At 45.2% G+C, this 13,464-nt stretch carries 16 protein-coding genes; 1 reads left to right on the forward strand and 15 read right to left on the reverse strand.

Annotated features, from left to right (window positions below):
- Positions 1-178 precede the first annotated feature (178 nt).
- Positions 179-550 (reverse strand): hypothetical protein, encoded by a 372-nt coding sequence (locus O3Q51_16655; GenBank protein MCZ4410449.1) that lies wholly within the window; start codon positions 548-550, stop codon positions 179-181.
- A gap of 433 nt (positions 551-983) precedes the next feature.
- On the reverse strand, positions 984-1,193 hold the full coding sequence (locus O3Q51_16660; protein MCZ4410450.1) for a DUF4287 domain-containing protein: 210 nt from the start codon (positions 1,191-1,193) through the stop codon (positions 984-986).
- 332 nt (positions 1,194-1,525) lie between these two features.
- Here O3Q51_16660 and O3Q51_16665 point away from each other — a divergent pair, with 332 nt between their 5' ends.
- Positions 1,526-2,125: an outer membrane beta-barrel protein gene (locus O3Q51_16665; protein ID MCZ4410451.1), complete on the forward strand. Its 600-nt coding sequence runs from the start codon at positions 1,526-1,528 to the stop codon at positions 2,123-2,125.
- A gap of 102 nt (positions 2,126-2,227) precedes the next feature.
- Here the strand turns inward: O3Q51_16665 and O3Q51_16670 are convergent, their stop codons facing one another.
- The 13 genes from O3Q51_16670 to O3Q51_16730 all read right to left on the reverse strand — a co-directional run bounded on the left by O3Q51_16670 (position 2,228) and on the right by O3Q51_16730 (position 13,430).
- Positions 2,228-2,923: a T9SS type A sorting domain-containing protein gene (locus O3Q51_16670; GenBank protein ID MCZ4410452.1), complete on the reverse strand. Its 696-nt coding sequence runs from the start codon at positions 2,921-2,923 to the stop codon at positions 2,228-2,230.
- A gap of 135 nt (positions 2,924-3,058) precedes the next feature.
- On the reverse strand, positions 3,059-3,742 hold the full coding sequence (locus O3Q51_16675; GenBank protein ID MCZ4410453.1) for a DUF4919 domain-containing protein: 684 nt from the start codon (positions 3,740-3,742) through the stop codon (positions 3,059-3,061).
- Positions 3,743-3,855: 113 nt separating this feature from the next.
- A complete protein-coding gene (locus O3Q51_16680) occupies positions 3,856-4,959 on the reverse strand; it encodes a cytochrome-c peroxidase (GenBank protein MCZ4410454.1) in 1,104 nt (367 codons plus the stop codon).
- Between the two features lie 9 nt (positions 4,960-4,968).
- The gene (locus tag O3Q51_16685) at positions 4,969-5,994 is read right to left on the reverse strand and encodes a c-type cytochrome (GenBank protein MCZ4410455.1); all 1,026 of its coding nucleotides are present in this window, start codon (positions 5,992-5,994) and stop codon (positions 4,969-4,971) included.
- A 12-nt stretch (positions 5,995-6,006) separates the two neighbouring features.
- On the reverse strand, positions 6,007-6,972 hold the full coding sequence (locus tag O3Q51_16690) for a T9SS type A sorting domain-containing protein (GenBank protein MCZ4410456.1): 966 nt from the start codon (positions 6,970-6,972) through the stop codon (positions 6,007-6,009).
- A gap of 94 nt (positions 6,973-7,066) precedes the next feature.
- Entirely contained in the window at positions 7,067-8,614 is a 1,548-nt protein-coding gene (locus tag O3Q51_16695; GenBank protein MCZ4410457.1) for an SDR family oxidoreductase, read from the reverse strand.
- Between the two features lie 71 nt (positions 8,615-8,685).
- The gene (locus O3Q51_16700; protein ID MCZ4410458.1) at positions 8,686-8,928 is read right to left on the reverse strand and encodes a VF530 family protein; all 243 of its coding nucleotides are present in this window, start codon (positions 8,926-8,928) and stop codon (positions 8,686-8,688) included.
- A 190-nt stretch (positions 8,929-9,118) separates the two neighbouring features.
- The gene (locus tag O3Q51_16705; protein MCZ4410459.1) at positions 9,119-9,295 is read right to left on the reverse strand and encodes a hypothetical protein; all 177 of its coding nucleotides are present in this window, start codon (positions 9,293-9,295) and stop codon (positions 9,119-9,121) included.
- 217 nt (positions 9,296-9,512) lie between these two features.
- Positions 9,513-9,989: a nucleoside deaminase gene (locus O3Q51_16710; GenBank protein ID MCZ4410460.1), complete on the reverse strand. Its 477-nt coding sequence runs from the start codon at positions 9,987-9,989 to the stop codon at positions 9,513-9,515.
- 59 nt (positions 9,990-10,048) lie between these two features.
- Positions 10,049-11,026, reverse strand: coding sequence for a 23S rRNA (adenine(1618)-N(6))-methyltransferase RlmF (gene rlmF, locus O3Q51_16715; GenBank protein ID MCZ4410461.1), 978 nt, complete (start codon positions 11,024-11,026; stop codon positions 10,049-10,051).
- A 189-nt stretch (positions 11,027-11,215) separates the two neighbouring features.
- Complete coding sequence (locus O3Q51_16720) at positions 11,216-12,691, reverse strand: glycosyltransferase family 39 protein (protein ID MCZ4410462.1); 1,476 nt, start codon at positions 12,689-12,691, stop codon at positions 11,216-11,218.
- 57 nt (positions 12,692-12,748) lie between these two features.
- Positions 12,749-13,144, reverse strand: a complete 396-nt coding sequence (locus tag O3Q51_16725; protein ID MCZ4410463.1) for an acyl-CoA thioesterase — start codon at positions 13,142-13,144, stop codon at positions 12,749-12,751.
- A gap of 79 nt (positions 13,145-13,223) precedes the next feature.
- Positions 13,224-13,430: a hypothetical protein gene (locus tag O3Q51_16730; protein MCZ4410464.1), complete on the reverse strand. Its 207-nt coding sequence runs from the start codon at positions 13,428-13,430 to the stop codon at positions 13,224-13,226.
- Positions 13,431-13,464 lie beyond the last annotated feature (34 nt).

A 13,464-nucleotide genomic window follows, 5' to 3' on the forward strand; every position in this document is an offset into this window, starting at 1 on the left:
ATCATTGAAACTGCTACTCCCTCAAGAGGGAGACAAAATCACGGATGTTTTGAGTAGTACCTGTTGGTTACCCACTCAAAAAATGAACTTGGGCATGTGTCCCCCGCTGGCGGGGGTGGATTCTGTGAGGCACGAACAGAAGACGGGGGTGGGATTGCGGATGGTTTTTTTCTGTTCCCTACAGCCGACGCCTGTCCACATGATCTATAGGAGCATCGGGCGCATCGCGCTGTATGGCGAAAATAGCCTTGTCTACAGATTGAAAACTGGTGTAAAGCTTGCTCCTGTACAAAACCTCGAAAGGATCGTCGCTGACATGATCGAATAGATAGTGCTTGTCATCATGGTGTTTCTTCCGATCAAAATGACGCTTTTCGACGTGCGTTTTTATGGTATTGATACGCTTTTCCAGTTCTGACAAAGACAAGGATACATTCTTTACCGAGACAAGGCATCGCGCGTTGACTGACCACAATTCCCAATTGTAAGTGCCGTCAGCATTGTTGGTAATCTCAAATCTTGGGTAATCTACATTCTCTGTTTGACTCATGGCAATAAGATTTTGGTTAGACCAATGCCAAATCCATTGCAGCAACGCCATCTGTGAGTGCTTTCATTCTTCTGTTTGCTCCCCTCAAAGCCTCACTGCTCGGATAGGTATGCGCAAGATAGAGAAGGAAGGTGAAAGCATAAATAGGAAATTTCCTGTTTTTTCTGAGGAAAAATCCTTAAAAAACTCAGGGTTTTTCCTGTACGCTGTTTCAAACGTAGGGCCTATGTTTGTATCGACCAAAACGCGCTGTTCGGACTTGGTGAGACTTGTCTGAATATTTAAAGCGACATCTTCATAAAGGTGAAGCCCCTTCTACCGTGAGCAGAAGGGGTTTTTTTCTTTTGGGGTGGTCAAGCTTCGTTTGAACTGACAAGAGAGGCTCGAGAAGTCCTGGGTGGTAGGTTGAACTTCAAGAGTCCAAGTCTTGTTTTTATCCATTCTGATTGAGAAACAGCTTTACAATGGTTTGCGCTTGAAAATGACCAACCTGATGTTTCTCCTTGAGAAAAGCATTCATCTCCTTTTTATCTGAAAGGCTCTGATTTGCTAATAAGGCTATCCACTCTTCAAGAGATTTTCCCGTTTTATCTTTCAGATTCTTAACAATAGCATTTTCCATTTCGCGAGGTGTCAATCCCATTAGTATGCGCTTTTAAGTGAAACAATAATCGGCATCCGAAAATATGATTAGAGACGGTCTTCTGCTGTCAACCACTTCCGATGACTTTTCCAAAATTAATGGAATCATTCCACCTGCATCAAAACTGTTCTCGTTTACTTCCCTTGGCTCGGTGAGAGCGCTCCCCTGTCGCTGAGTTATAATCCTTCCTCACTCAGGCTTACTTGGTTTACAGGTGGTGATCATAAGCTCTATATTTTTCCAAAGATGCTTACCTTGCAGGTAACTACTTTTGAACTATCCACATGAGATTTATTGCATTTATTTTGTTCTGTACAATTAGCCTTGTAGGCATGGGACAAACAGACAGCACCGCAACGGCTGTTTCTGACCAAACGGCTGAGCCCGAAGAAACAGAAGCCGAAAAGAAAAAGCACGCACGCGTGAGTGACTTTAAGGCTTATGCGGGAGTTACGCTGAGTGACATAATCATCAACGACAGTAAGTACGAAAGCACTGGTTCTGCCGGCTACAATTTGGGTGGCTCATATAGACGCGGACGGCTATTCTATTGGGAAGTCGGAGTCAGATTTAATGGCTCGTCCATCGCTTTGGATGAAAGCAATTTTTCTAGTGAAGAGACCCTGAACATGCGGCAATTGGATTTCCCCGTTTCGCTTGGAATAAACGTCTTATCTCCATTGAGACGAGTTGTTGGCCTGCGCGCATTTGTCGGTGGTGTACCGGGAGTGCTTTTGGACGTGTCCAACAACAAATTCGATTTGACCATTGATGATTTCAACAGTGGCCAATTTATGGGACAAATCGGAGTAGGTGTGGACGTTTTGTTCCTGTTTGTTGAAATTGGTTATAACCAAGGGGTCACTGACTTGCTGGAAGATGTTGACTCCAAACTGGCTCAAGGTTATTTCAATCTTGGGGTTCGGTTTTAGGGGTTAGGATTTGACTTCGAAGGGTTCTCCATACTATTCCTTCGTTCCTCAGGAATCTGTCGAACTGACAAATCGATTACTCCCCTTTGATCAGTGAGACTGCTACTTCGCCTTCACCATCCTTTTGACACCATAGCTCGAGCGATCTGCGCTTAGGAACTGTACGAAGTACATGCCCGCAGGAAGATGGCTCACATCTACCTTTTCAAGAAGCGATACGCTAGCGTATGATTCGATCACTTGTCCACTTAAATTAAGAAGGCTGAGCGAGTACAAATCTTGGCTGCCTTCAATTTGAAAATAAGTATCAAATGGAGAAGGAAATACCTTGAAGTCATTGTCTTCTCCACCATAATGAGCCGTGGAGGTCAGAACTTCCTCTACACCACCGACGATATTCAGCACATCCCAGTTTCCAATAAATATCCCCGGCAGGACTTCAGTCTCTTTCCAGAATAGCGTGTCTGTCACCGTGCAGATGATTCCCTCAATGGTATTGGTAATGGCTACGGTTACTTCCATAGAATCCGTGATGGGCACCATATGATCAAATAGCACCTGTCCTTGTTCGAATGCGTCTCCCGAAGTGGCATCTTGAAAAACCACTTCACCCGAGAAGGTGGTCACTTCCCACTCGCAGGTATTGGCAAATCCCGAAGGAATAAGGAAAAAGCCCGGGTGGTACAACTGAACATAAGCCGTATCGGATGCTGACACTGAGAGTCCCATGCTTGAACACTGTCCGTTTGCAAAAAGAGTGGCTGAGACCAAGATGATCGAGGCGATGATTTTTTTCATAGTGGTAGTTCCTTATTTCGCGGATGACGAACTCATCCGGAGATTGGTTGTATGCCCCCTCGGAGTATTCTCGCTACTCAGCGAATAAAGATATCGGCTATTCTTTAGAACACTTGCGGTTAAATGGCAGTTGGCCTACTTAAACATCTCCTTCATGGAGTCTAAACAAGGGGAGATATCAAAGTAGAAGCCCTCGATCTTTTCAGGATTCTTAGCAACGGTCAAGTAATCATAATGTTCGATCAAACTCTGACCGCGGAATTCGTATCCCATGATGCTAAGCACAGCGTACTCATGAGAAACATACAGCACATAAAAAGCCGTCTCTTTTTCGAGCCCGTCTCCCGAACTGAATAGTGCATCCAATACCATTTGCATTTGACTCAATCGCTCATTAAACTTCAATATCTCCTGAAGTTCGTCCAGCGCATACAACTGGGAATTGATAGCAGTTAAGTTAAAAGGGCTCTCTACCAAAACGGAGTCTGCAAAATCACAGATTTTCTTCAGTTCAGGTTCCGTGGGGTTCTCCTTTCGCGCCAGCGTTCTCAAACTATCCTCATAATCAGATTCGCCGTAAGGAGAGTAGGCGTCTTGAAAAGAGTAGCCATAATACAGATACCTCTTTTCTTTTAAGGTCATAGTGGTATCGGCGTTTTGGAATCTTTCTAAAAGATCAGGGTAGTAGAACTCCGACTTTTTCTTTGAAATTTCCTTTTTGATGGTTTTGTAATCGGGTTTCTCCGGCTTTACATCCTGAGTGAATCCCATAATGGAAAATACAAAAAAAACCACGGTCAGTAATTGTCCTTTTTTCATTTTCTGTTTCATTTTATTCTGTGCCTATTCTGTCCATCCATTTCGGATGCTCTTCAAATTGAATGGAATCTGCTGACTGTAATGTGCAGCTTCCGCAAGCTTACAAAAATACTTCAAAAAGGATTGGCGTATTCGGGATTGGTAGCCAGTGACTCATCGGTGAGGGTGTGCAGAAAGTTTACCAGATCCGTCTTGTCCTGATCGGTGAGGAGAAGTCCTGTAGGTTCGGTGGCAAGAAGGGCTCCATCCAATGAGGCCGATATCTTGATGCCCTCATTGTAATGATCGATTACCTCCTCTAGAGTGGAAAATCTTCCGTCATGCATGTAGGGAGGTGTCAAGGCGATATTCCGCAGACTCGGCACTTTGAAGCGGCCTCTATCGGCAGGATTTCCGGTAGCGGCTTGGCGACCTACATCTTGAATCTCGGCATCGGTATCCATTCCATTGTTCATGTAGAGGTCGTTCTCAAAATTTGGTCCGCCGTGGCAATGCTGGCAGTCGGCTCCTGAAACTTCGGGAAAGAAAGGGTTGTATTCCGTTTCAAACAATTCCAACCCGCGCATCTCGCTTTCGGTCAGCTCTTCCAGTCCCATTTTGAATCGGTCGTACTTTGAATTACCCGATACGATACTGAGCATAAACTGCTCCATGGCCAATCCCATTTTCCCGGGTGTCACCTCATCGCTGCCAAAGGCTCTTATAAACTGATCGCGGTACATCTCGCTGTCGCTAAGCTTAGCCACTACATTATCCAATGTCTCGTCCATTTCAAGCGGATCTTGGATAGGTTTCAAGGCTTGATCTCTCAATAAGTTGGAGCGTCCGTCCCAGAAGAACTCATTGGTATGCCACGCCATGTTGAATACGGCCATCGCTTGTCTCCCTCCGGCTATGCCATCTACACCGATGGAAAATCGGGCTGTATCCGAAAATCCCGTGTTTTGGTTGTGGCAAGAGCCGCAAGACATCACATTGTTCTTAGAAAGCATAGGCTCAAAGAAGAGCATCTTTCCCAGCTTTACTCCTTCCACTGTTAGCTCATTATCTGCTTGCAAAGCTTGTGGCGGAGGTAATCCCTGCGAATCGAAAGCATATGGAGTATCGTCAAAAACTGCCGGGTCGGGCGTATCCGTTTGCTCATTGTCGTCATCGTCTTGGCAACCCACAGCCACCATGAGAATGAGAAAAAAGAAGGCGTAAGTAAAAGTCTTCATGCAGTTGGTCTATGGTGTATGATTCGTATTGGTAATGAAATCAGTATCGGTGAGTGAATGTAAGAAAGCTATTAAGTCTTCTCTTTCCGCATTAGTGAGTTCAAAGCCCTGAATCTGCTCTGATTTATTGGGGTGCTCCTCCCCTCCCGATTCGTAGTGTAGGATCACCTCTTGCAGCGTGGCCATAGACCCGTCGTGCATGTATGGCCCCGTGACTTCCACATTTCGCAGCGACGGCACTTTAAAAAGCGCTTCATCTGCGTCGAGTCCCGTCAATCGTTTACGCCCAATATCGGCGTAGGCGGCATAGAGTCCGTTATTGCCAAAGGAATAATCGGTGAGGTTAAATCCCGAGTGGCAAGAGCTGCATGCCAGCTCATCGCTGAAGAAGAGGTCCATCCCTCGCTTCTCAGATTCGTTGAGTGCAGCTTCATCTCCTTGAAGGAAGTATCGATCGTAGGGAGCGTTTCCGCTGATCAAGGTGCGTTCAAAATTAGATATGGCTCGTGTGATCACGAATGCGTCCGGGGCCCGATCATAGGCTTCCAGACTCATCTCCACATACTCGGGGTTTTGGTTCAGCCTTTCGGCAATGAGTAAGATATTAAAGTCAAACTCATTGTGCTCTTGGATGGGCACAAGCACCTGCATTTCAAGTGTGGGCACACCTCCTTCGCGCATGAAGTAAGGTTGGTAACCAACATTGGCCAAGGAAGGCGAATTGCGTGTTCCGGGTGCATCATCTACCCCCAAGCTTACGCTGAACTCATCGCTAAAGGCTTTTCCCGGAAGGTGACATGAACCACAACTAATGGAAGAATCTCTGGAAAGAATGGGATCAAAGAACAGCTTCTTTCCCAAATTGTAACTGACTTTAGTGAAGGGATTGTCGTCGGGAAATTCCATGGAAGGAAATCCGTCGGGGATGACCAAGAGGGCTTCAGAGCGATCAGGGGTATTCGAATCCCCATTGTCTTTCTCACAAGAAAGCATCACTCCACAAATCAAGCCCCACAACAACCATCTCTTACCCAAAACGAAAGGTTCTTAGTTCTTTCTGACAACGAGCTTTTTTATTGCTCTCAACTCGGTATCGTTGTACAAGCTCACCAGGTATAGCCCTTCGTGCAGGCCATTCACATCAAGTTGATACCCTGAGTTCACTTGGTTTCTCTGCAGTACTATTTTGCCTTGAATGTCCCTTACCACTAGGTTGTAGAAATCACCTGCATCCGTAGCAAAGTTCAATTGCACTGAGCCATTATCCGTAGGGTTAGGAAACAAGTTGAATTTCAACAGTTCGTTCTCATCTTCTGTGCTCAACGGAGCCGAAGTGATAGAGAAAACACGTTCAGACATATTGATCAAGGTCTCCAGAGCTAGACCTTCTTCCCCGTGAGAAAAGACCGTACCGTCCAAGTTCATATTGTACAGAAAATTCTCCGTATCGGCCTTCAAATAGATGTTCACATCATCTTCATTGGCAGGCATGTTCACTTCAAGACTCACCTCAAAGTAATTCACATTGCCCAATCCATGAATGCTGTATTCTTGCGAAGTGCTGACGATGTCGCCTTCTACAGCTACAAAGCGGTAACCTGAAATCCATCCCCAGTGCATAGACGGGTTCTTTGGCGCAAGCGGATGTGCAGGTGGCCATGCAGAAGGGTCTCCATTGTTGTTACCGGGATCTACTCCTACACTGAAGGAAATCATCTCAATGTTTTCAGCAAAGAGCTCGCCCAAATCGATCGTCGGAGACTCATCACCTTGTACCAAAGCGTACACATCGTCGTAGGTAGTAACATTACCACCGTCGTGTGTGACCTTAAAGCCTGATAGGTAATACTCCAATCTATTAAAAGTGAATTCTGCATCGAGATTATTTACTCCTTGAACGTTCCAAGCGAGTTCCTCTCCATTGAGAAGGTGATCAATGGTTACACTGACATTGGTTTGAGCGAAGCTCGAAGATCCGCAGAGTAAAAAAAGTCCAAGTATAAGTTTCTTCATATCCATCTATCTTTAACACCATTCAAGACAATTCGGTTCGCCTTGAATCACACGAAGATAAAAAAACTTTGTCAGGACATCTCCTAACTCAAGCTTACCAGCTCGTAGGCTTATAATCTTTTAGAAACTTACCACACCAGTGCTTTCCCGTGTTGATCCCGTCAAACAAGGGGTCCAAGACTCTGGCGGCACCATCTACAATGTCGAGTGGCGGCTGGAAGTCGTGAATCTCTTGCTTTCTTTTGGCCAATTCTACTGGATCCTCATCAGTCACCCAGCCTGTATCTACGGCATTGGTATAGATACCGTATTTTGCAAAGTCAGCAGCTGAAGTCAGCGTCATCATATTGAGTGCAGCCTTGGCCATATTGGTATGTGGATGGCGGGCCTCTTTGTGGTATTTGTGGAATTTGCCTTCCATCGCCGATACGTTGATGATGTGCTTCATCCCTGTGTTCTCTTTTTTCATCAAGTGCACCAAGCGGTTGCAGAGTACAAATGGTGCAACGGAGTTGACGAGTTGTACTTCCAGCATTTCATTGGTGTGAATCTCACCCAACTTCAATCGCCAGCTATTGGTCGTTCTCAAGTCCACTTGCTGCAAGTCGGCATCGAGTTTCCCTGTCGGGAAAACCTCATCGGCGGGTAGCGCATGGTCTACGGTGTAGGCTATTTGAGACAATTTCGCGGAAGCGCTAAGGCCTATGCCCGGCTGGCTTCCGTGCCAAGACACGGGTAGGTTTTTCTCCTGACCGGCTACCATGGCACTAATGTCACCCAACTCTTCAAGACAGGCTTCATGGTCAGAGAGTAGGTCTTGCACCGAGGGTGGCAATTCTGAAATGGGGCGCTCCTCGTTCGGTATCAAATGCTGGTAGAATCCTGCGGGGCGTCGCACGGTCTGCGCGGCATTGTTGATCAGGACATCCAATCGATCATACTGCTGCTCAATGTAATTGCAAAAAATCTCTACACTGGGAATGTGTCTCAAATCCAATCCATGGATTTTCAGCCGATGCCCCCACTCGTCGAAATCGTCTTCTTTGGCATAGCGGATGGCCGAGTCGACGGGAAATCTCGTGGTAGCGATGACGGTGGCGCCTGCACGCAACATCATGAGGGTAATGTGGTAACCTATTTTAAGGCGAGAGCCCGTGACCAAAGCCACTTGCCCCGTAAGGTCGGCCGTTTGAAAGCGCTTGGCGTAATTGAAGTCGCCACACTCTTTGCACATCGTGTCGTAAAAGTGGTGTAGCTTGGTAAAGATGGCTTTGCAAACGTAGCAGTTTCGAGGGGCCACGATTCGTTCGGCGCGTTCGGTATCGGTTTCTGCGGGTGCGATCATTTTGGGCGCTACGAAGACCGTCGCTTCGCGGGCACTTCGTATTCCCGTTTCGTTTCGGGCATGCTTATCCCTTTCAGCCGCTTTGCGTTTGGCATTCTTCTTCGCATCTTTTTTGCGCTTTTTGAACTCGTCGCGCTGCGGACGTGAAAGTCTTCCCGCTTGTGTAATTAACTCTATTCTTCGCTCCTTAGGAATGTCAAAAATCTGATCGGTATCTCCGTTTAAAGTCTCGAGAATGGATATACAAAGCTCAATTTCTTCTTGCGTTAATTGAGTCTTTTCGTTGTTGGGTTTCATGTAATCGATAGGTCGTGTCGGTAGTGCAAAGGTAGGTCTCCGGGTTCAAGTCTGCGGGGACATTGTTCTCTTTATTTCTTCTTGACTACTTTGAGGTAGAGTCGCTCCACCTTTTCTCTGGCCCAAGGCGTTCTTCTCAAAAACTTGAGGCTCGACTTGATTGACGGATCGTTGTTGAAGCAATTGATATTGATTCGCATGCCCAATTCTTCCCATCCCAGTTCCTCCACAAGGACCTCCATAATGGTAACCAACTTTACTCCGTGCAGCGGGTTATTGGGTTGTTGTTCGGGCCGGGGATTTTGGTTTTCCATGGATGTGCTTGTTATCGTTATAAATGCTTAGGACGGAGCTTTATGGTTCAAAAAGGTAATCTGAGTTAAATGAAAACAGTTTTCTAATTGCTTTATCCACCAGTTCATGGAAATATCTTGAACAAGGAAAACTCATTTCTGATGTTAAAATTTAGATATTCGAGTAACTAAAACGTCTTTATTGATCCATTCAAGAAGAGTCTTTGAAGCTCCTGATTCCACCCCTCACCAAAAGCGTAATAACAGTTAGGAAGAATACAACTGCCCATGCTACAATAAACTCAAATGCGATTATTGAAACAAACGAAAGGAGACTTCCGCCACCCCAGCCAACTGCAAATGCAGCAATACCTACCGGAAAATACAAATTTTGAAGAATGGCACAGGACGTGTCTGTGAGAAAAATTAATGCGGACAAAAAATATACGAAAGTTACTATTCCCGATATCCAAAACCCTCTTTTAACAATACGTTTATAATTCATGGATACGACAGCTTGAATGCTAGTCTATTTGCTACTGAATATTGATTGTGTACAGTGCAAGTAAATAAACTGAAACCGAGAAAAGCGCATCTTCAGAATTTCAGTATTCCGTGCGATCTTCTTTGTCAGCCCACTGATCAAAGGCCTTTCGCGCCTCGTCTCTAAGCAATTGATCAAAGGGTATTTTTCTTTCACCAATGCTCAGGTCCAATTCATCATAGATGAACTGGTCGTCGAACTCTATGGCAGCTGCATCCTCTCTGGAGCAACCGTAGTAGACCTTTGCCGGACGAGCCCAATAGATGGCGCCCAGACACATAGGGCACGGTTCGCAAGAGGTGTAAACAGTGCATTCATTCAGCTGAAAGGTTTCCAGCTTTTCGCAGGCCTTCCGTATCGCCACCACCTCGGCGTGAGCCGTCGGGTCATTTTTGGAAGTCACGCTGTTGTAGCCTTCCGACAGGATCTCTCCATCTTTGACAATCACGCAGCCGAAAGGGCCTCCTGCGTCGTTAGTCATTCCTTCTATGGCCAGCTCGATGGCACGCCTCATAAATTTCTGATCGTATTCTATCATCTAAATTTTCTTTGATAAAGTCAGTGTATGGTTCCTGAAGTTGAAATGAATAGAAAGCCCTATTTCTTGTCCGCTTCCTTCTTCCATCTCTCCTCTCTCCATTCCTTGCGCTCGGCTTTCGACAGAAAAGACCAGGCGATCACTCGGCTCGATTTATTGCCTGTTCCCATCGGGATGGTTCTAATCTGAATGGCATCCGTCCTATCGAGCAGCGCGTGAATTCTTTTGAGATTCGACTGCTTAGAAACGATGGTCGAAAACCAAAAGCAGTTCTTGGCGAACTTTTGGCTTTCGCGAATCATATTTTGGATGAACTTCCACTCTCCACCGGCGTAGATCAATTCGCTGTTGACTCCCGAAAAATTGAGGTCGGGGTTGTCTACTCTCTTGCCCGAAAGATTCGAAACTTTCCTTCTGGTCCCTTTTTGAGCATCTTCCGCCGAAGCGTGAAAAGGAGGATTGCAAACGTTGAAATCAATTTTATCCTCTCGTCCCAATACACCGTAGAAAATGTCCTTCGGGTTTTCCTGCAATCGGCATTCGATCTTCCCTTTGAGGGATGGATTGGAATGGACAATGCTCTGCGCTGAATCAATGGATCTCTGGTCGGTATCAGAACCGATAAAGCTCCAGCCGTACTCCGTATGGCCTATGATGGGGTAAATGCAACTGGCACCCACGCCGACATCAAACCCCAAGATCTTATCACCTTTCGGAATTTTGCCAAAGTTATTTTCGGCCAATAGATCAGCCATATGGTGCATGTAATCTGCCCTTCCGGGGATGGGTGGACACAAGTTCTCTTGAGGAAATTCCCAATAGTCAATGCCGTAGTAATGCTTGAGAATGGCAGTATTCAACAGCCGCACTGCCTGCGGGTTTGAGAAATTTACAGATTCTTTCCCATACTTATTGGGCACTACAAAGTCCTTCAAAGAAGGAGTCGCTTTGGTCAAAGCGTTTAAGTCGTATTGCTCTCGGTTCTTGTTTCGAGCATGCAGTCGGGCTTTTTCGAGATTCTTCTTTTCTACAGGCATGATTTGCTGTGGGGTATTCAATAGTAATTTCCAAAATTCTCTGCAAAGCTCAATTTATTCTTGTGTTAATGGTGCTTTTTCTTTGTAGAGTTTCATTGATCGCAAAATAAGGGCCTCAGCTCTAGCCGAGCGAATAACCTTAAAGATTGCGCTTGTTCGCTAGTACCAACATTGTCCAAAGGGGTAATGTCATTTGGGCTGATAATCTTCACAAAGATAAACCCAGAATTTTCTGGTCTCCTTTCCGTGAGTTTGGATAATGATAGGCGACAGTTCAGTCACATTAGAGAAGTACCTATCTAATAGAATGGAATGTTGTCCTCTCTTATTTTTGTTTGTAAAGCTATTGTCAGAATCGATAAATAATGCGTCTTTTCCGCGAAGCTTTGATAGATCATCCCCGATATAATCAGAGTGCAGTGCCTGCTTCCCAATGATATTTTGGGCATAAATTTTTTGATCGGAGTAGAAGGTCATACAAGCAGTAGTCTTGTATCCATCATCTGAGAATAGGAAGGTATTGGGGTACTTGTTTTGAAGTGCTTCAGCTTTTTCAACAAGTTCGGGCCATCCTACCCATGTGTCATCAACTTTGATGGGCACTAAGTAAAAAAGGATTTCAAGGCTGAGCAATACATGAATCACTGCAGCAAAGTACATATGGGTTTTAACCTGTTTCTTCTTGATGACCATGGCAGTCAAAAGTATTCCCGTGATGTATGAGGGCATCATCCAGTTCAACTTAACCCAGTAGATGGGAGTCAATAAGAAGAAGCCTAAGAATGTGGGCAGGAAAAAAGCCAATAAAAACAAGGTTTTGTCAGAAGGCAATTTGAATTTGGTGACGGCTTTTTTGATGTGTTTATAAAGCAGAGTGAAAAAAGAAATGAAGAGTATGGGCAATAAGAGAAGTACTTGATGGCCTATGGCTCCAAAGAAATATTCGGGCTTGACCTCAAACTTTGAGATGCTGCCGGTTCTGTCTGAAGATTGAAACAGGAACGAGGCAAAGTCATTTTGATAGTTCCAATACCAAACGGGAAAAGTGACGAGCGCCGAGATAATCAACGAAGCCCAAACCCAAGGCGAAAGCAAGAGTTTTCTGTGCCGGTTTGAAAACAAGAGAAAACCAAGTAGGCCGATTTGCAATAACACCGCGGTGTATTTGCTATCAAAAGCAAGGCCCATGGCAAGTCCGGCCAAGAGCCAATACCATTTTTTGTTTTCGAAAATAGCCTTGCTCAGGCATATCAGAGAAAGCGTCCAGAACAACAGCAGTGGCACATCAGGTGTAGAGTTGAAGCTGAGGATAGAAATGAAAACCGTGGTACCTACAAGAGCTAAGCCGGCGTTTAATCTTGGCTTGGACAGAAAAACAGAACCCAGGCTGTAGAAACTCAGCAAGGTGAGCGAAGTGATGAAAAAGTCTGCCAGCTTTACCACAAGCACAGTCTTCCCGAAAATGGTCGTAAACAATCGGAGTATATAACCGATCATTCCCGGGTGATCAAAATAAGAAAGTGACAAGTGCTCTCCGTAGAAATGATAGTAAGCGTCCTGCGGCATGAGGCCCATAAAAGGGAGCAAGAAGAGTCGAAACAGCTGAAACCCCAGTACGATGGCTATGGCAGGATGGGATTTTAAAAACAGGCTAAATCTGTTCATCAGGCTTTTCAGAGTTGACTTTTTTGACAATCTTGAAATCCATTTCGGCAGTTGGTTTTAATCCGAGTCGGCAATTCGATCTGCCACATATTCCACTTTTGTTTTTCCGTGGGGAGCAGGTTTTCCATCAGGACCCAAATTCACCATGATAATGCGCTCAATCTCCAAAACCTTTTCTCTGGTCATCTTATTTCTCACTTCACAACGCAGGGTGATGGATGACTTTCCGAACGCCACAACGGCGATTCCCATCTCGATAATATCGCCTTGCACAGGCGCTTGAATGAAGTTGATCTCTGAGATAAACTTGGTTACGATATGGCGGTTTTCTAATTGTACGATGGTATACAGGGCTGCTTCTTCATCTATCCATTCCAGGAGTCGCCCACCGAAGAGTGTACCATTTGGGTTCAAATCACCGGGCTTCACCCATTTTCGCGTATGAAAATTCATGGTCTGTTTTGTTTACTGTTCGAATCAATAAAGCTAAGGATATAGGCATCAAATACCCACAAAACTGAGTCCCAGAAACTCATCTCTCTAAAAACCAATGCACAAATCCGCAATTGTCACAGATGTAGTTTTGCGCTCTTTTATTGGCCCATTCCAATCCAAAGAAGGTCATTCCGGGTGTATTCATTAGCGTTTCTCGAAACCAGAATTTGTCATTCTCGCAAACAGTACATTGCAGTTTATTCCCTTTTATCAGCCGTTCTTTTGATTCTTCTTTCTTTGCCATTCTGCAAATTTAAAGAATACGGTTTCTCTGCTTT

It is taken from the genome of Cryomorphaceae bacterium 1068, from assembly GCA_027214385.1.
Classification (GTDB): Bacteria; Bacteroidota; Bacteroidia; order Flavobacteriales_D; family Cryomorphaceae; genus JAKVAV01.

What these genes read in the sequence shown, in the direction of transcription:
- O3Q51_16655 (MCZ4410449.1), bottom strand. Translation starts at nt 550, where the DNA reads ATGAGTCAAACAGAGAATGTAGATTACCCAAGATTTGAGATTACCAAC.
- O3Q51_16660 (MCZ4410450.1), bottom strand. Translation starts at nt 1,193, where the DNA reads ATGGGATTGACACCTCGCGAAATGGAAAATGCTATTGTTAAGAATCTG.
- O3Q51_16665 (MCZ4410451.1), top strand. Translation starts at nt 1,526, where the DNA reads ATGGGACAAACAGACAGCACCGCAACGGCTGTTTCTGACCAAACGGCT.
- O3Q51_16670 (MCZ4410452.1), bottom strand. Translation starts at nt 2,923, where the DNA reads ATGAAAAAAATCATCGCCTCGATCATCTTGGTCTCAGCCACTCTTTTT.
- O3Q51_16675 (MCZ4410453.1), bottom strand. Translation starts at nt 3,742, where the DNA reads ATGAAAAAAGGACAATTACTGACCGTGGTTTTTTTTGTATTTTCCATT.
- O3Q51_16680 (MCZ4410454.1), bottom strand. Translation starts at nt 4,959, where the DNA reads ATGAAGACTTTTACTTACGCCTTCTTTTTTCTCATTCTCATGGTGGCT.
- O3Q51_16690 (MCZ4410456.1), bottom strand. Translation starts at nt 6,972, where the DNA reads ATGAAGAAACTTATACTTGGACTTTTTTTACTCTGCGGATCTTCGAGC.
- O3Q51_16695 (MCZ4410457.1), bottom strand. Translation starts at nt 8,614, where the DNA reads ATGAAACCCAACAACGAAAAGACTCAATTAACGCAAGAAGAAATTGAG.
- O3Q51_16700 (MCZ4410458.1), bottom strand. Translation starts at nt 8,928, where the DNA reads ATGGAAAACCAAAATCCCCGGCCCGAACAACAACCCAATAACCCGCTG.
- O3Q51_16710 (MCZ4410460.1), bottom strand. Translation starts at nt 9,989, where the DNA reads ATGATAGAATACGATCAGAAATTTATGAGGCGTGCCATCGAGCTGGCC.
- rlmF (MCZ4410461.1), bottom strand. Translation starts at nt 11,026, where the DNA reads ATGCCTGTAGAAAAGAAGAATCTCGAAAAAGCCCGACTGCATGCTCGA.
- O3Q51_16720 (MCZ4410462.1), bottom strand. Translation starts at nt 12,691, where the DNA reads ATGAACAGATTTAGCCTGTTTTTAAAATCCCATCCTGCCATAGCCATC.
- O3Q51_16725 (MCZ4410463.1), bottom strand. Translation starts at nt 13,144, where the DNA reads ATGAATTTTCATACGCGAAAATGGGTGAAGCCCGGTGATTTGAACCCA.
- O3Q51_16730 (MCZ4410464.1), bottom strand. Translation starts at nt 13,430, where the DNA reads ATGGCAAAGAAAGAAGAATCAAAAGAACGGCTGATAAAAGGGAATAAA.